Source organism: Pseudomonadota bacterium, from assembly GCA_016711215.1.
Taxonomy (GTDB): domain Bacteria; phylum Myxococcota_A; class Polyangia.
Map to the genome: position 1 here is coordinate 786,605 of JADJTL010000001.1, position 16,379 is coordinate 802,983.

General features: G+C 71.4%; 13 protein-coding genes. 12 read left to right on the plus strand and 1 reads right to left on the minus strand.

Features of this window, described 5'->3' with window-relative positions:
* The first annotated feature begins 12 nt into the window (after nt 1–12).
* The 8 genes from IPL40_03095 to IPL40_03130 are packed head-to-tail and all read left to right on the plus strand — an operon-like array spanning nt 13 to nt 8,586.
* Nucleotides 13–1,557, plus strand: coding sequence for a type II and III secretion system protein family protein (locus tag IPL40_03095; GenBank protein ID MBK8480154.1), 1,545 nt, complete (start codon nt 13–15; stop codon nt 1,555–1,557).
* The gene (locus tag IPL40_03100) at nt 1,554–2,780 is read left to right on the plus strand and encodes an AAA family ATPase (protein MBK8480155.1); all 1,227 of its coding nucleotides are present in this window, start codon (nt 1,554–1,556) and stop codon (nt 2,778–2,780) included. Before IPL40_03095 ends, IPL40_03100 begins: the two co-directional genes overlap by 4 nt.
* Nucleotides 2,781–2,816: 36 nt before the next feature.
* Entirely contained in the window at nt 2,817–4,169 is a 1,353-nt protein-coding gene (locus IPL40_03105; protein MBK8480156.1) for a CpaF family protein, read from the plus strand.
* On the plus strand, nt 4,166–5,113 hold the full coding sequence (locus IPL40_03110) for a type II secretion system F family protein (GenBank protein MBK8480157.1): 948 nt from the start codon (nt 4,166–4,168) through the stop codon (nt 5,111–5,113). Before IPL40_03105 ends, IPL40_03110 begins: the two co-directional genes overlap by 4 nt.
* 6 nt (nt 5,114–5,119) lie before the next feature.
* A complete protein-coding gene (locus IPL40_03115) occupies nt 5,120–6,010 on the plus strand; it encodes a type II secretion system F family protein (GenBank protein MBK8480158.1) in 891 nt (296 codons plus the stop codon).
* 7 nt (nt 6,011–6,017) lie between these two features.
* Nucleotides 6,018–6,974 carry a tetratricopeptide repeat protein gene (locus IPL40_03120; protein MBK8480159.1) on the plus strand — a complete coding sequence of 319 codons (957 nt, stop codon included), beginning with the start codon at nt 6,018–6,020 and terminating at the stop codon, nt 6,972–6,974.
* A complete protein-coding gene (locus tag IPL40_03125) occupies nt 6,974–7,228 on the plus strand; it encodes a hypothetical protein (GenBank protein ID MBK8480160.1) in 255 nt (84 codons plus the stop codon). The genes IPL40_03120 and IPL40_03125 overlap by 1 nt, the downstream gene beginning before the upstream one ends.
* Nucleotides 7,228–8,586, plus strand: a complete 1,359-nt coding sequence (locus IPL40_03130; GenBank protein ID MBK8480161.1) for a VWA domain-containing protein — start codon at nt 7,228–7,230, stop codon at nt 8,584–8,586. The genes IPL40_03125 and IPL40_03130 overlap by 1 nt, the downstream gene beginning before the upstream one ends.
* 65 nt (nt 8,587–8,651) lie before the next feature.
* Here IPL40_03130 and IPL40_03135 read toward each other — a convergent pair whose 3' ends face one another.
* On the minus strand, nt 8,652–9,383 hold the full coding sequence (locus IPL40_03135) for a superoxide dismutase (GenBank protein MBK8480162.1): 732 nt from the start codon (nt 9,381–9,383) through the stop codon (nt 8,652–8,654).
* A gap of 202 nt (nt 9,384–9,585) precedes the next feature.
* Here IPL40_03135 and IPL40_03140 point away from each other — a divergent pair, with 202 nt between their 5' ends.
* From IPL40_03140 to IPL40_03155, 4 genes are read left to right on the plus strand one after another with little or no spacing between them, the layout of a single operon-like run.
* Complete coding sequence (locus IPL40_03140; GenBank protein MBK8480163.1) at nt 9,586–10,191, plus strand: class I SAM-dependent methyltransferase; 606 nt, start codon at nt 9,586–9,588, stop codon at nt 10,189–10,191.
* On the plus strand, nt 10,192–13,005 hold the full coding sequence (locus tag IPL40_03145; protein MBK8480164.1) for a hypothetical protein: 2,814 nt from the start codon (nt 10,192–10,194) through the stop codon (nt 13,003–13,005).
* Nucleotides 13,005–14,777, plus strand: a complete 1,773-nt coding sequence (locus IPL40_03150; GenBank protein ID MBK8480165.1) for a hypothetical protein — start codon at nt 13,005–13,007, stop codon at nt 14,775–14,777. Before IPL40_03145 ends, IPL40_03150 begins: the two co-directional genes overlap by 1 nt.
* Nucleotides 14,774–16,363 (plus strand): DUF2029 domain-containing protein, encoded by a 1,590-nt coding sequence (locus IPL40_03155; GenBank protein ID MBK8480166.1) that lies wholly within the window; start codon nt 14,774–14,776, stop codon nt 16,361–16,363. The genes IPL40_03150 and IPL40_03155 overlap by 4 nt, the downstream gene beginning before the upstream one ends.
* Nucleotides 16,364–16,379: the final 16 nt, after the last annotated feature.

Below are 16,379 nucleotides of genomic sequence, written 5' to 3' on the forward strand. Positions count from 1 at the left end.
CACGGAGAAGTCATGCCCTGCTCTTTCGCCGAGCCCTTCGCGCCCCGCCGGCAGCCTGAACTCGCGGCAGTCGCAACCACGCACGAGGCGCCGCGCCGGCGGAGACCTGCGTGGGCGCGCTGCCAGCTCCTGGTCGCCGCGCTGGCGCTTCTGCTAACCGAGACGGTGGCTTCGGGCGCGCCCCCGCTGGTGGTGCCTTTGCAGGACTCGAGGACGCTGCCCCTCTCAGCCGGGGTGGCGGAGATTAGCGTCTCCAGCGCCGATATCGCGGACGTCAAGGCGCTCGGTGGCGGCCGCCTGCTGGTCAACGGAAAGCGCCTCGGGCAGACACGGATCACGACCGTCGACCGCTCCGGCAACGTCGAGCATCACCTCGTCCAGGTCGTGCTGCCGGTCAACGAGCTGGCCGAGCGCTTGCGCGCGATCCTGCCCCGGCAGCGCATCGCCGTGCGCGCGGTCGGCAGCTCGCTCGCGCTGACCGGTGTCGTCGACGATGTGTTGGTTTCCCAACGCGCCGAGCGCATCGTGCAGGCGCACCTGGCGACGCTGGGCCTGGATCGCGAGCGGGCCTCGGTCCTGAACTTCCTCTCGATTCGGGGCAAGCAGCAGGTCCAGCTGCGGGTGAAGATCGCCGAGGTGTCTCGCACCGCGCTCCGTCAGATCGGTGTCAACGCCTGGTACCGTACGGCGGACCGTACGGGGGGATTGATGGCACCCGGTACGCAGCTCGGTGCGGCGCTGGCGCCCGATCTGGGCGAGACTGGCTCGGGACTTCAGATCGGGGGGGGGCAGAGTCCGGGCGCGGGACAGCTCTCCCCGCTGCCGCTGCTGACGCCGCCCTTCGCGACGGACGCCTTTGGCCTGCTCTTCGCCAGTCAGGACAGCTCGTCCTTCCCGCTGAGCATCGCCCTCAATCTCCTGCGCGGCAAAGGGATGGCTAAGGTGCTCTCCGAGCCGACGCTCGTCGCCTTCAGCGGCCAGAAGGCTGAATTCCTCGCTGGAGGCGAGTTCCCGGTGCCGATTCCGCAGGGGCTCGGCAACACGGGCATCGAGTTCAAGCGCTTCGGCGTGCAGCTCTCGTTCACGCCGACGGTGCTCGCAGATCATGCGATGCGCCTCAAGGTCGCCGTATCGGTCAGCGAGCGCGACCAGGGCAGCGCCGTGCTGATCCAGGGTACGAGCGTGCCGGGCCTCTCGACCCGCTTGGGCGAGACGACGGTGCAGCTGAAGAACGGGCAGAGCTTCGCCATCGCCGGGCTCTTGCAGGACAGGATCGAGAACAGCTCGAGTCGTGTGCCCCTGCTCGGCGATTTGCCGGTGATCGGCATGCTCTTTCGGCGCAATTCGTTTCGGCGCACGGAGACGGAGCTCGTGATTCTGGTGACCGCGAATCTCGTGCAGCCGCTGAAGGCCGGCGAGGTCCCTCCGCTGCCCGGCGAGGATGAGATCAGCGACCCGGGCGATGTACGCTTCTTCTTGCTCGGTGACATCGAGGTCAACAAGCGCATCAAGCTGAGCGGTCGCGGTGCCGCGGGACCGGTTGGATTCAATCCATGAAGCCGCCGGGGCGCGAGCCCAGCCGCCCGCTGGCCGTGCAGCCGGGCCTGGCCGGCGCCCCGCGGCCGCCCACCGGCGAGGCTCAGCGCGCGAATGTGCCCATGCGCCGCCCGGGCAACCTCGACCAGGTTCCGACGACCATTCTGCTCGAGCACGTGACGGGTCGCTCGCGCCAGGCGCGACGCGAGGTCAGCGCTCCTCTTCGCGCGGCGCCGCAAGAAGATGTCGTCAGGCGCAGCGCCGGCGGGCCCGAGCGCTTCGAACGCCCGCTTGCGGCGCCATTGACCGAGCAACAACCAAGCCCACTGGGACCCCGCGAAAGCGGCCACCACCAGCTAACGACGGTTCGCGCCAATCCCTACCAGACGGCGCAAGGTCAAGGAGCGCAGCCGGAGGCGGCAGCGACGCCGGCGATGCCAGTGGAAGCGCCCACGACCGCTGCGCGCGTCGGACAGGTCGTTGCCTTTTTCGCCACGCATGGCGGCACGGGCGCGACGACGCTGGCCTGCAACGGCGCCGCGGCGCTGGCCCGCCGGCAGCAGGCCACCTGCCTGGTCGACCTCGACCTTCAGCTCGGCGATGCCTTGACCGTGCTCGGCCTGGAGCCCAAGTGCGCGATGTCGCGGCTCGCCCACGAGATGGAGTCCTTCGACTGGGAGATGCTCGAGCCGATGCTGCCGCGCCACGGGTCGGGGCTGAGCGTCGTCTCGCAGGTCGGCAACCTCGAGGAGCTCGGCGAGCTGACCGTAGGCCGGATGCCGCAGGTGTTGCGCTACCTGCAAGGGCACTTCGCCTGCGTCGTCGTCGATGGTGTGCGCGACTTCGGCGATCACGCGCTGGCGACGCTCGACGTCGCCGATCGCGTGGTGCTGGTCGTCACCCAGGGTGTCTCGGCCGTGCGCGGCGCGTCGCGGCGACTGGCGATCTTTCGCCGCCTCGGCTACCCCGCGAGCAAGATCCAGATCGTCGTCAATCGCTACTCGCCGCGCCATCCGATCAGCCTTGCGGCCTTCACCGAGGCGCTCGGGCAGGCCCCCGTGGCGGTGATTCCAGAGGACGCCGCGACGGCGGGTCGAGCGGCCATGAAGGGGGCGCTCTTGCACGAGGTGGACGCTGGCGGTGCGGTCGATGGCGCGATCGAGGGGATGATTCACGGCCTGTTTGGCCTCGCCGCGCCGACGCGGCCCGTGGCCCGGCGTTGGTGGTCGCGCCGCCCCCGCTGAGCGGGGGTGGCGAGTTGAGGGGAGAGAGGTCCGCGGATGCGCATCTCGGAGCGAGTCAGTGGTCCGCCCAAGCCCGTGGCGGCGGCGCGCAGCGACGATCGGCTGGCCGAGGCCGGCGACCTCGATCCCCTACTCGAGCGCTTGCATGCCCAGGTCGTCGATCGCCTCGATATGACCCGCATCCGCGATCTCGACGCGGCGGGGCTGCGCGAGCGCATCGCGGCGCTCGTCGATCAGCTCCTGGCGCAGGCCGGGGTCGCGCTCTCTGATCGGCAGCGCACGCGCGTGGTCGGAGCGGTCGTCGACGAGATCATCGGCCTCGGGCCGCTGGAGCCGCTGCTCGCCGATCCCGCGGTCAGCGACATCCTCGTCAATACGGCGAGCAAGGTCTACATCGAGCGCAAGGGCGTGCTCGAGCTGACGCAGGTGCGCTTTCGCGACAACGCGCACCTGCTCAACACGATCAACCGCATCGTCGCCCGCGTCGGCCGCCGCATCGACGAGTCGTCTCCGATGGTCGATGCGCGCCTGCCCGACGGTTCGCGCGTCAATGCCGTGATCGGGCCGCTGGCGATCGATGGCCCCCTGCTCTGTATCCGGCGCTTCGGCACGGGGCCGGTGAAGGCGGCCGACCTGGTGCAGCGCGGCGCCCTCGACGAGGCGATGCTGCAGTACCTGCGCAGCGCGGTGCGGGCCAAGTGCAACGTGCTCGTCTCGGGCGGCACCGGCGCGGGCAAGACCACGCTGCTCAACGCGCTCTCGAGCTTCATCCCCGCGAGCGAGCGCATCTTGACGATCGAGGATGCGGCCGAGCTGCAGCTGCAGCAGGCGCACGTCGCGCGGCTCGAGACGCGTCCGCCGAACACCGAGGGTCGCGGTGAGATCAGCATTCGGGATCTCGTGCGCAATGCGTTGCGCATGCGCCCCGATCGCATCGTCGTCGGCGAGGTGCGCGCCGCCGAGGTGCTGGACATGATGCAGGCGATGAATACGGGCCATGAGGGCTCGATGACGACGATCCACGCCAACAGCGCGCAGGAGGCGACGACCCGCTTGATGGCGATGCTGGCGCTGGCGGGCACCCAGCTTGGCGAGCCGATGATGCGCCAGATGGTGGCCCGATCACTGCACCTGGTCGTCCACGTTGCGCGCTACATCGACGGTCAGCGCCGGGTGGCGATGATCGCCGAGGTCGTGGGATCGGACGACGCTGCCGTCAAGCTGCAGCCGGTCTTCGCCTTCGATCAGAGCGGAATCACCGCCACGGGCGCCGTCGTCGGCGCCTTCCGCGCGGTCGGCAGCAGCGCGCTCGGCGAGCGCTTCCGCGCCGCCGGCGCCGGCGCGCAGGGGAGTCGGCCCGCGCCCGCCGGCGAGGGGGCGCGTCGATGACCGCCTTGCGCATGCTCGCCATTCTCAGCGGGCTGGCGCTGCTCTTTCTCCTGCAAGCGGTCTTCTGGTGGCGGCGAAGCCTGCGCCAACGCCGCGCGGACGCGCTTCAGGAACAGCTTCGCCCACGCGAGTTCTCCCCGGCGCTGCCGGGGCAGAGGGCGGAGGAGGGGGGCGCGGGTTGGCTCGGTCGGCAGGATTGGGTCAAGCGCCTGGCGCCGGTGCTAGCGCAGGCGGGCATCGAGGCGTCGGCCGAGCGCTTCGTCTTCCGCGCGGCTGCTGCCCTGGTCGGCGTAATGCTTGTTGGATCGCTGATCGGTCGCGGCCCGGTCGCGGGCGTCCTGCTTGGGCTGATGACGGCGATCGGTGTTGGTGGCTACGTCGCCGCTCGGCGACGCTCGCGCCTGGCAGCCCTGGATGGCCAGCTCCCCCAGGCGCTCGATTTGATGGCCCTGAGCCTACGGGCCGGGCAGACCCTCGAGGGCGGGATTCGCCTGATCGGCGTCGAGACGGCAGACCCGCTCGGCGGCGAGCTACGCCGCTGCTACCACGAGTATGAGTTGGGTCGCCCGATCGAACAGGCGCTGGTGCAGATGGGTCAGCGGCTCGACGCCTCGCGCTCGCTCTCTACCTTCGTCGAGGCCGTGCTCGTGCTGAAACAGACTGGCGGCAACCTCGTCGAGGTGATCGACAAGATCGGGAGCACGCTGCGCGCCCAGGCCAGCTACGAGGCGCGCTTTCGTGCGCTGACCGCCGAAGGACGCCTCTCCGGCGTGATCTTGGCGGCGATGCCGTTGCTCGTCGTCGCCGGGGTGCTGCTCTCGGAGGGCTCCTATTTCGCGCCGCTCGTCGCGCGAGAAGGCGGACGCTGGTTTCTCGGGATCGCCGTGGTGCTTTGGGGCCTGGGAGTGTTCTGGATGTCGCGGCTGCTGCGACCGAGGGCCTAGAGAGAGATGCTGAACGAGCTCGTGATCGGCGGGACACTGGCGGCCTTTGCGCTGATCAGCCTGGCCCTTGCGGTCCGCGCGGTGCGTCGGCGAAGGGCGAGCCTTCCCTTCACTGATTCCTCCCCGGCCGAGCAGGTGCCCGCGACGCCGCTGGGGCAGCTCGGCGCTCGGCTGCGCCCCGCCGACGCGCACGAGCTCGGCGCGCTCAGATCGCGCCTCGCGCGCGCCGGGTTGCATAGCGAGGATGCCGTCGATCTCTACCTCAGCGTTCGCTTGCTGCTGTTGATCCTGCTCTTCATCGCCGTCCCCGTGGTCTTGTTTGCGCCCTTGAGCAACCTCGCGGTCAAGGTGCTGATCCTCGGCGCGCTGGTACTCTCGGTCGGCGTCGGACCCTCGATCTGGCTCGATGGTCGCACGAGGGAGCGCCTCTTCGCGCTGGGACGCACGTTGCCCTCGACCCTCGATCTGCTGGTGACCTGTCTTGACGCAGGGCTCAACCTCGAGCAGGGCCTGGCACGCGTCGTGGCGCGCGGGACGCAGCGCGGAGATATCTTGGCGCGCGAGTTGGGTATCGCGCTCGAGGAGATGCGCGCCGGGCTCTCGATGGGGGAGAGCTTTCGCCGGATGGCACAGCGCCTGGACCACCCCGATGTGCAGAACCTCGCCGCGTTGATCGGCCAGGCCAGCGCGCTCGGCGGCAACGTCTCTAGCGCCCTGAGGGCCCATGCCGAGGCGATGCGTGCGCAGCGGCTGGCCTTCCTCGAGGAGGAAGCGGGCAAGACCAACGCCAAGCTGACCCTTCCGCTCGTGCTCTGCCTGCTCGTGAGCATGCTGCTGATGCTCTTCGGGCCGGCGATTCTCGCGATCGCGAGCTTCTTCCAAGGGCAGGGGAGCTGATCAGTCGATGAACTCGTTTCGGGCCCTTGGACTGGTGGGATGCGCGCTGCTGCTCGGCGCGCTCGGCGCCTTTGGCTGTGCGACCGCTGCCGTGGCACCCGAGATTGGCCCGCCGTCGGCGATGAAGGCGGCCGACGTCGAGCAGGTCCAGCGCGCGATGGTGTGGCGGCTCGTCGAAGAGGGCGACTACGACCGAGCCCTGCCGCAGCTCCGCGGCTTGCTCGCCCAGTACCCACGCGATCCCGGGCTGCGGCTGCTGCTGGGCATCGTCTTGCGGGAGAAGCAGATGCACGGGCCGGCCCTGGCCGAGCTGAAGCTGGTCGTCCGCTGGCGTCCCGATAGCGCGCGGGCGCACGCCGCGCTCGGCGTCCTGCTCGATCAGCTCAGTCGCCACGACGAGGCCGAGCGGCATCACCGTCGCGCGGTGGCCCTGCGGCCGGGTGTGGCCGCGTACCACAACAACCTCGGCTTCTGTCTCTTCCTCAACCGCCGGCGTCCCGAGGCCAAGGAAGAGCTCGAGCTGGCGATCCGGCTCGATCCGACGCTGCGCCGCGCCTACAACAACCTCGGCTTCGTGCGCGGGCTCGATGACGACGAGGAAGAGGCGCTGCGCGCTTTTCGTCAGGCGGGCAGTCAGGCGATGGCCTGGACCAATATGGGCCTGGTGGCCGAGCTGCGCGGCCGCCCTCAACGGGCGCGGCTCTATTACGAGCGGGCGCTGCGGGAGCAGCCGGGTTTTTCCGCGGCGCAGCGCAATTTGCGCGCGCTCGAGCCCCAGGTCGACCGCAACGACGCGGCTGGGCCTTCCGGCGCGACGGTCCCTGCGGCTCTGCTCGGCGCCGAACCGGACGACAATGATCTCGAAGGCGCCGAGCCGGCCGTCGAAGGCGGCGCGACCTCCACTGCGGATCCGGCGCCGGCAACTGCGAAAACTCCCGCCGCGGGCGAGAAGGAGAAGCTCTAATGCTGCGAGTCGCTCTGTTGTTTGGCTTAGTGCTGGGCGCTTGTGCTGGCCCGCGCCACCTCAACCCGCGCACCGGCGAGGCCTACGCGGCTGCGGTCCAGCGGCAGGCGCGCATCGATAGCGAGGCGACGACCGTCGAGGCCACCGCGGAGGACGGTCAGGCGATCCTCGCGGGGATGCGCTCCGAGGGTGGCTCGGAGGGCGAGGCGAGGCAGCGCTCGGGCGGCCTTCAGCTCATGCCGCTGGCGCGCTGATGAACGCGGCGCGCCAGGGCGAGCAGGGCGGTATCGCGCTGATGACCGCGTTGATGCTCACGGTGCTCGTCGCCATGGGCGTCGCCGTGGTGCTCTTCGGCCAGCTCTCTTTTCACCGGCGCACCCTGCAGAGCGCCGCCGATGCCCTGGCGCTCGCCGCCGCCTATAGTCTCGAGCAGAATGGCCTGCCCTACAGGGCCCCGCGCGACGCCCTCCGTTTCGCCACCGCCAACAGCCAGCTCGCGCTCCGCCCGCAATTCGGCGCCCGCACAGAGAACTTGGCTAACAACGTGGCCGACGTCGACGTCGGGCTGAGGGCGACCTTCGACTTCGGCGCCAGGGTGCCGCTGCTCGATCGGATCTTTCAGATCAACGCCACGGCTCGAGCCCAGATCAACGTCGCGCGCTTCGGCACCGTCTGGCCGGCCGTGGTGATGGTCCTGGACGCTTCAGAGTCGATGCGCTACCCGATCCTGGCCGCCAACGGGCGTTCCGCCTTTCAGGTGATGCAGTCGGTGCTGACAGCCTATACGGCGCTGACGCTGCCGGTGCGCAACGGGTTGATCGTCTTCAGCGACGGCGTGACCCAGAACGTGGCGCCCTCGGCCGCCAACCTGAGCAACGCACGGGCGATCGGCAACGCCCTGACCGCTGCTGCGCCCAACGGGCGCACGAACGCTGCAGCCGCGTTGGACGCCGCCCGCGCCCAACTCGCCGGGATTGCCGGCGGGCATAACGCCGTGCTGATCTCCGACGGCGAGCCCACCCTGGGCGGCCCTTGTGCGCCGCACGCGGCCTGTCATTTCAATGCGGGGACGCAGGCCGGAGCCCGCTTGCGCGCCCGCGCCCAAGGGGCCGCGGCGATCTTCACCGTCGAGATCAGGCGCACCAACTACGCCACTCAGGCCTCCGACTTCCTGATCGGGGTCTCCGGGCTGCCCGGCAGCGCCGGCGGCGATGGTTCGATGCGCTACCTGGCGCAGGATACGCTGGGCATCACGATGTTCATCGCCGGGCTGACGCGTGCCATCTGCGCCTTCGGACCGCTCGTCCCTGGCGCTGGGGCACCCGCGAGCGCGCGTCGCCCGCGGGCCGTCACGCCGAACTTGCTCACACCGCGCCAGCGCGTCTTCACCTTCATCCGCCAGCCGAATGGCAACGAGGTCGCGGTGCCGCTGCTGGCGGACAATGACCGCGATCGCCATCCACGGGATCCCGGCTTCCAGTACTGGCGCGACGCCGTGCGCGGGGAGGATTGGGTCATCCTCACCGAGCGCTCCTGCCAATTCCTCGGGGGCGACGGGGCTCGGACGGTGGTCGTGCGCTGGGATGATGCGCAGCTCATCCCGAGCACCTGAGGCGGACCAGCTGAGGCCCCCCGCGGCTGCTCGCGGCGCGGGCGGGCCTCAGCGCGTGCCCCGGGTTAGCCGAGGTTCTCGGCCGCGAAATCCCAGTTGAGCCGCGTCTCGATCAGCGCCTTGACGTAGTCCGCGCGGCGGTTCTGGTAGTCGAGGTAGTAGGCGTGCTCCCACACGTCGATCGTCAGCAGCGGCTTGAGTCCCGCCGTCAGCGGCAGCTCGGCATTGCCAGTATGCGCGATGCTGAGCTTGCCCGCGGGGTCGGCCACCAGCCAGGCCCAGCCGCTACCAAACTGCCCGACGGCCGCGGCGGCGAGCTGCTCCGTGCAGGCCTCGCTGCTGCCGAAGGCCTCAGCGATGCGCTCGGCGAGCTTGCCCCGCGGCTTGCCGCCGCCCTTGGGCTTGAGGCTGCGCCAGTAGAAGGCATGGTTCCAGGCCTGCGCGGCGTTGTTGAAGATGGCCTGGTGCTTGGGCTGGCCCGCAGCCCCGCGGATGATCTTCTCGAGCGGCTGGTCCGCAAAGGGCGTGCCCGCGATCAGCTTGTTGAGGTTCGCGACGTAGGCCTGGTGGTGCTTGCCGTAGTGGACGCCCAGCGTGCGTGCGGAGATCACGGGGGCGAGCGCGCTCAGCGCGTAGGGCAAGGGCGCCTGGACGATCGCCGCCGCCCCGAGCGCCAGGCTCGGCGTGGCCAACGCAGCCAGCGCGGCGCCGGCGCCCGCCGCTGCCAGCAGCTCGCGCCGCGTAACGCCCTCGGCCCCCGTCTGCCTCGTCACTGGCGACCCTTCGTCATGTGCCATGGTGTTGCCTCCTGCCTTGCCGTGGGTTGGAGCGGTGACTCTAACGGCGCGCTGGACCAGCGGCAATGACGCGCTCGCGGCGTGACGCGCTCGCGGCCAGCGCGGGTGACCCTGCGTTGACAGCCGCGCGCGGGCTCTGTTAAGCGCTGCCCTGACCTCGTGGTCGGTTGGCCTCAAGCGCAGCTGCCGGGACCCCTACGCCATGCTCCAGGATCGCGGCATCATCGCCGGCAACGTCACGGATAAGTACAACAGCCGCAACCCGCTTGTGCGCCGGATGATGCGGGGCTTCCTCGCGGCCGTCGGCGAGTGCTACCGCCTGACCGGCGCGCAGAGCCTCCTCGAGGTCGGCTGCGGCGAGGGGGAGCTGCTGCGGCGGCTCGTGGCCCTAGAGCCCGCGCGCTGCGTCGGCACGGACTTCTCGCCGTTGATCCTGCGCGATGCTCGGCAGCGTCAGCCGCTGCTCGCCCTCGCCGCGCAGTCAGCGACGCGGCTCGGCTTCCCGAGGCGCAGCTTCGACCTCGTCGTCGCCTGCGAGGTCCTCGAGCATCTGCCTGATCCCGCCGCTGCCCTCGAGGAGCTGGCCCGCGTCAGCCGCCGCCACGTCCTGCTCAGCGTGCCGCGCGAACCGCTCTGGCGCGCGCTGAACCTCGCCCGCGGCGCCTACTGGCCCGCAGGCGGCAACACCCCGGGGCACGTGCAGCATTGGGGCACGGAGGGCTTCGTGCGCGAGGTCGGGCGGGTCCTGCAGGTGCGCCGTGTGCTGACGCCCCTGCCCTGGACGGTCGTCCTGGCCGAGGTGCCCTAGGTGGCCAGGCAGGCGGACGCAACGCTGCCGCCCGAGACCCCGGTTGCGGCCCGGCCGCGCTGGCTCGGCCCGGCGCTGGGGCTAGGCGCCGTGACGCTCGGGCTGGCGCTCGCCTGGCGTGCCGCGCTCTACGCGCTTCAGCTCGGCGGCATCGCGCTCCTGATCTGGGGCAGCTACGCGCTCTGGCTCGGCGTGGGCGCGCGCGTCGCCGAGGCGGACTTGGCGCGCTGCCGTGGGGCGCGCTGCCGTGGACGGCTCGCTGCGGCCTTGCCCTGGCTTGCGCTGATCGGCGTGGCGGCGGCGCTGCTCTGGCCCTGTCTGATCGGCCGCATGCCCTTGTCGGCGGATCATCCCGTGCACCTCACGCGCGCCTGGCACTTCGTGACGCGAATGCTGGCCCGGGGTCGGCTCAGCGGCTGGAGCGACCTGTGGTTCGCCGGCTGGCCCGCGGGCGAGGACTACCCGCCGCTCGGCGACTACCTGATCGGGGCGACCTACCTCGGGAGCGTGGGACTGCTGGGGTGGGAGGGGGCCTACGCGCTGGCCTTCTTGATCATGTTCGCTGGCTCGGCCTGCGCCATCTACGCCTTCGGCCGGATGCACTTCGGGCGCCTCGCCGGCTTTGTCGCTGCGCTCTGCTTCCTGCTCGACCGCGGGGCCTATCGCGAGGGTGGTTGGTCGTACACGGTTTGGTGGGGGGTCTGGCCGCAGGTCTTGTCGACGGCCTTCACCTTCGCCGCGCTCGCCGCGCTCGATCCCGTCTTGCGGCGCGGGCGCCCGCGCGACTTCGTCCTCGCCGCGTTCTGCACCGCGCTCGCCCTGCTCGCACATCCGGCCGCCGTGATCTGCTTCGGCCTCGGCGTGCCGGTCTACCTGCTGGTGCGCTCGCTCGATGCCGAGCTGCGCCCCGGCGCGGTCTTGACGCGCGCCCTCGCTGCGCTGGGCTTGGGCGCCGCCCTGGCAGCCTATTGGCTCTTGCCCTTCATGACCAAGGGCGCCTGGATGGCCCGTTACGGCGAGACCTGGAAGTCGCTGCCCGTGATGGCGCAGGACCTCTGGCGTGGCACGCTCTTCACCAACGGCACGCCGATCGTCGTCTGGCTCGGCGTCCTCGGCGGGCTGGTCGCTTTGCGGCGACGCCAGCTCGCCGGCGTCTTCCTGCTCGTCTGGGTCGCGGTGCTGCTCTTCCTGGCCTCGAGCACCGCCTTCGAGCGCCTCGACCTGCTCGCGCTCTCGCCGGCCTTCGGGCAGGTGCAGTTTCAGCGGCTCTCGATCCCCGCCAAGCTCTGCGTCTTTCTGCTGGCCGGCTATGCCGTGGCCACGCTCTTCGCGCGCGTCGGCCGGGCGCCGCTCCCAGTTCGCCAGCAGGTGGTGGGGCAGGGCGCTCTCTGGCGGCGCTGGGCCCTCGGCGCCGTCGCGGCGCTGGCCGCCGCGCCCTTCATCATGCCCTTGGCGCAGGCCTGGCGCAGCGCGCATGGCGCCGATCTCGGCCATCTGCGCACGCGCGCGTCGATCCCCGAGTGGGCCGACTACCAGCGCTTCCTCGCCTATAGCCGCGAGCTGGCGCGTAAGGAGCGCGGCTTCTTCCGCATCGCCTACGTCGCCGACTACAACGATCACTTCTTTTCGGCGGCGCCGCTGAGCAACGGCCTCCCGGCGCTGAAGCTCGGCTTCACGCCCTGCACGAACTTCATTCATAAGCCCGATCAGGCCGACCCCGAGCTCTACCGCGCGCTCTCCGTCAAGTACGTGGTCACGCGCGGGGCCGCGCCAGGGCCGCGCACGCGCCTGCTCGAGCGCTTCGGCCCGATCGCCGTCTACACCTTCGAGGACTACAGCGCGCGCCGCTGGACGCTGCAGGGGCCGGGCGTGGTGCGTGAGCTCGCCTTCGAGCCCGAGCGCGGTGGAGTGCGCCTGCAGGTCAGCGGAGCGGGGCCCTCGTCGCGGCTGATTCTTCATTTCTCCAACTATGCCAACTGGCGCGCCCGGCTCGTCGGCGGGCGGGCCTTGCCGATCACGACCGCTGGCCTCGCGCACCAGCCGATCTTCGTCGGCCTGCCCGCGCCCAATGGCACCATCGCCGTCGACTACGCCTGGCCGCTGGTCAATGGCCTCGGCTCGCTCTTGTCGTGGGGTGCGGTGGCGCTGCTGCTGGTGCTCGGGCTGCGCCCGCTGCGTCGGCGGGTCGCGGCGCGCTGGGGCGGGCCGCTGGCGCGCGCCGGGGCCGCGCTGGAAGCGCGCGGCGTCGTGCTGGTCCTCGGCGCGCTGGCCCTCGCGCTGGTCGGTCTGGGGGCGCGCGCGGCGCTGAGCGGGCGCGGCGCGCCGCCGATGCTACGCGAGCAGCTCGCGCTGGCACGCGTCGAGCTTCGCCCGCGGGACGGGGCTAGCGCGGAGGCCTGCGGCAAGACGCGCGTCGATCGCTTCCAATGTTCGCGCGGGAGCTGGAACTACGTGGGCCCGACGGCGGAGCGCGTGGGCGGCGAGTTGCGCCGCTGCATTTGGGCCCATCCGATCGACGGGGCCGGGCTGCGAATCGTCTTCCCTGGCGTGCGGCTCGGCCGCGCCGTCGTCGGCCATCATGGCCTCAGCGATGAGGCCGTCGCCTCGTTTCCGACCGGCGCGGCCGTGCGCCTCGGTCTGTGGGTCGACGGTGAGGCGGTGGCGACGCGCGAGCGCTCGAACGCTGTCGGCTGGGAGGCCTGGCGCGTGGATACGTCGCGTTGGGCGGGTCGGCGCGCTGAGCTGGCCTTCGAGGTCAGCGCCGCGGCCTCAGGCGGGCGCCACTACTGCTTCGCCGCGCAGCTCGAGCCCTAATGGCCCGCGCAGCCCCCCCCCACCCGAGCTCGCCCGCGAGCGGCAGCACCGGCTCGAGCGCAGCGGAGGCGACCTGCTGGTGGGCGGTTGGCGGCGCGCTGCTGGCGACGGTGGCGCTCTGGCTGCACGCGCGCTGGTACACCTTCGTCACCGACGACGCCTACATCACCTTTCGCTATAGCTGGAACCTCGCGACCCACGGCCAACCCGTCTTCAACCTCGGCGAGCGCGTCGAGGGCTACACCAACTTCCTCTGGATGTTGCTGCTGGCGCTTGGCCTCAGGCTCGGCGTCGCGCCGGAGCTCGTCGCGCGCGTCCTGGCGACGCTCGCGGCGACGGCGGTCTTGGGCTTGGTGGTCGCTTTGAGCCGCCTCTATCGCGGCGGGCGTGCCACGCCCTGGGACGCCCTCGGCGCGCTGTGGCTGGCCAGCGCCGCGCACTTCGCCGCCTGGTGCGGGGGCGGGCTGGAAACGCAGCTCTTCAGCGCGCTGGCGCTCGGCGGCATAGTGCTCTACGCCGCCGAGCTCGCGGCGCGACCGCGAGATCAGCCGCGGCGGGCGGTCGCGGGTGGGCTGCTCTTCGCGCTCGCGACCTTGACGCGGCCGGAGGGCGCGCTGCTCTGGGGTCTGACGAGCCTCCACCGGCTGGCCTGCAACCTCCGCGAGGAAGGGCGTCTGCGGCCGAGCCGCGCCGAGTGGTCGGGCGCCTTGGCCTTTCTGCTGCCCTGTGCCGCGTTCTTCGTCTGGCGTTGGCGCTACTATGGCTATCCGCTGCCCAATACCTTCTACGTCAAGGCGCAGGGCCAGACGCTCGTGATGCTGCGCCAGTGGGGCTGGCCCTACCTTCGCGACTTCTTCGGCGAGACCAAGCTCTGGTGCCTGGCACCGCTGCTCCTCGCCCTGCTAGCGCTGCGCTGGCGCGTCGTCGTCGCGCGGCGCGCAGGCCAGCGTGCGCGCGCCGACGAGCGTCCGGCTACAACGAGCTGCTGCGCGGCGCGCAGCGCGACCCCGGGCGGCGCCCTCGCGCCCTCGCGCTGGTGGAGCTACTGGGCGCTGCTGGTCGTCCCCTATGTCGGCTACATCGCGATGGTGGGCGGCGACTTCATGACGCTCGGTCGCTTCTTCGTCCCGCTCTTGCCGCTCTTCGCGCTGCTGGGCCAGGAGCTGCTGCGCGAGCTCTGCGATCGCCCGACGGCGAGCCAGGCGCGCGGCTGGCGCCCCGCGCGCGCCCTGCCGGTGATCGCTGGCGTGTTGGCGTTGAGCGCCTGGAACAGCGTCGGGCTCGCGCGGCAGAGTCGGGCGCCGTCGTACTATCGCTGGGGGCTCGACACGCCCGGCTATCTCGAGAAGTTCGCCGCCGACCGCATGATCATCGGGCGCTGGTTGCGAGCCCACCTGCCGGCGGACGCGCTGCTGGCGGCGGGAGGCGCCGGCTCGATCGCCTATGCCTCGCGCCTGCCGGTGCTCGACGCCTTTGGGCTCAACGACGCGTGGATCGCCCACCACGCGCCGATCAGCGGCACCCGGCCGGGTCATGCCAAGGCGGCGCCGCTGGACTACGTCCTGGAGCGCCGCGCCGACCTGATTTGCCACCTCGGCCATCACCAGGACCTGCCCTACCGCCCGGATGCGGCCGAGGAGCAGGCGTGGCGGGCGCGTGGCTACCACTGGATCTGCCTCGACCCGGGTTCGGGTTTGCGCCCGCGCTACTATTGCTGTCTCAAGCGGCTCGATCGCGAGCTCGGGCCCTTCCCCGCCGAGCTCGGCTCGTGACGATCCCCGCCCCCCGGCTGCGTCGTCTAGGGCGGCGGGAGCTGGTCGCCGCGCTGCCCGCCGCGCTCTGCTGGCTCGGCGCGGCGCTGGCGGCTGCGGGCGGCGCGCTGCACGTCGTCTTGCTCGGCACGGTGATCGCGCGGCGTATCGGCTATCCGCTCGACCTGGAGTGGATGGAGGGCGGCATGCTCTGCCACGCGCTGCGCGTGCTAGAGGGGCAGCCGATCTACGCGCCGCCCTCGGCCGACTTCATCCCGCACCTCTATACGCCCCTCTATCCCTGGGTCGTCGCGACCGTGGCGCGCTTCACGGGGCTGGGCTACGGCGTGGCCCGGGCCGTCTCGGTGGCCTCCTTCGTCGTCGCTTGCGCGCTGCTTGGGCGGACCGTGTGGCGCCATGCCGGTGGTCGCCTCTGGGGCGCCCTGTGGGCGCTGGCGGCGGTCGGTCTGGCGGCCTCGACCTTTCCGCTGACGGGCTCGTGGTACGACCTGGCGCGCAACGACTCGCTCCAGCTCGCCCTGATCACCGGCGCGCTGGTGCTGCTCGCCGAGCATGCGCCGAGCCGGCGCGCTGTGCTCGCGGCCGGCGGGTTGATGGGCTTGGCCTTTCTGGCCAAACAAACGGCGTTGATCTTTGTCTTGGCGTCGGGCGCGCTGCTGCTCTGGCGGGCGCCGCGGCGCTGGCCGCTCTACGTCGCCGCGGTCGGGCTGGTGGCCGGCGGCACGACCCTCTGGCTCCAGCACCGCACCGGGGGCTGGTTCTGGCGCTACGTCTTCGAGCTGCACCAGGGGCACGATGTCTACTGGACGCGCATCTGGCCGCAGAGCGAGGTCGCGCTCTTCAAGCGCTTCCCCGCGGTAGCCGTGCTGATCGGCGCGTGGGGTGCGGTCGCGCTGGCCAGACTGCTGATTCGAAGTCGGCGCGCGTCGCAGCGCGAGCGTCGCGGGGGCTGGTGGCTGGCGGTGGTCGCGACCGGGGTCGCCGCCGCGGCGATCGGCTTCGCGACGCAATGGGCCGAGACCAACGCCTACATCCCGGCGCTCTTCTTCGCCGCCCTCCTGGCCGGCCTCGCCGGCAGCGATCTGGTGCGTTGGGCCTGGCGCCGAGGCCGCGGTCGCTGGCTCGCGGCCGCGCTGGCGCTGGTCGTCGGCGGCGGCCTCGGCGGGCAGCTGATCCACCAGCGTTACCGCGTCGCCACGCAGCTCCCGACCGTGGCGGATTACGCGGCCTCTGGCGCCCTGCTGCGGCTGCTCGCGTCGGTCGGTGGGCCGGTGTTGATGCCCTATCATCCCTTCTACCCGCGCCTGGTCGGCCAACCCGCGCATTACCACCAGATGGGGACCAACGACGTGCTGCGCGCCGGGTGGCCCCTGCCGCCCGGGATCGCCGCGCGCGTTGCGCGGCGCAGCTACCGCGCGATCATCCTCGATCGCGGCCTCGACGATCGCTACGCCTTCGTGCTGCGGGACTACGAGGTCGCGCGGCAGCTCGTGCCGATGGAGTCGCCGGAGGTCGTCACCGGCTACCGCGTGCGCCCGAGCGTGCTGCTCGTGCCGCGGCGCGCGCCCGGAACGCAGGCGCCCTGACCCGCGGATCGCGCGG

Coding starts and splice junctions, on each gene's coding strand:
- IPL40_03095 (MBK8480154.1), top strand. CDS start 13: ATGCCCTGCTCTTTCGCCGAGCCCTTCGCGCCCCGCCGGCAGCCTGAA.
- IPL40_03140 (MBK8480163.1), top strand. CDS start 9,586: ATGCTCCAGGATCGCGGCATCATCGCCGGCAACGTCACGGATAAGTAC.
- IPL40_03100 (MBK8480155.1), top strand. CDS start 1,554: ATGAAGCCGCCGGGGCGCGAGCCCAGCCGCCCGCTGGCCGTGCAGCCG.
- IPL40_03150 (MBK8480165.1), top strand. CDS start 13,005: ATGGCCCGCGCAGCCCCCCCCCACCCGAGCTCGCCCGCGAGCGGCAGC.
- IPL40_03105 (MBK8480156.1), top strand. CDS start 2,817: ATGCGCATCTCGGAGCGAGTCAGTGGTCCGCCCAAGCCCGTGGCGGCG.
- IPL40_03115 (MBK8480158.1), top strand. CDS start 5,120: ATGCTGAACGAGCTCGTGATCGGCGGGACACTGGCGGCCTTTGCGCTG.
- IPL40_03125 (MBK8480160.1), top strand. CDS start 6,974: ATGCTGCGAGTCGCTCTGTTGTTTGGCTTAGTGCTGGGCGCTTGTGCT.
- IPL40_03120 (MBK8480159.1), top strand. CDS start 6,018: ATGAACTCGTTTCGGGCCCTTGGACTGGTGGGATGCGCGCTGCTGCTC.
- IPL40_03130 (MBK8480161.1), top strand. CDS start 7,228: ATGAACGCGGCGCGCCAGGGCGAGCAGGGCGGTATCGCGCTGATGACC.
- IPL40_03135 (MBK8480162.1), bottom strand. CDS start 9,383: ATGGCACATGACGAAGGGTCGCCAGTGACGAGGCAGACGGGGGCCGAG.
- IPL40_03110 (MBK8480157.1), top strand. CDS start 4,166: ATGACCGCCTTGCGCATGCTCGCCATTCTCAGCGGGCTGGCGCTGCTC.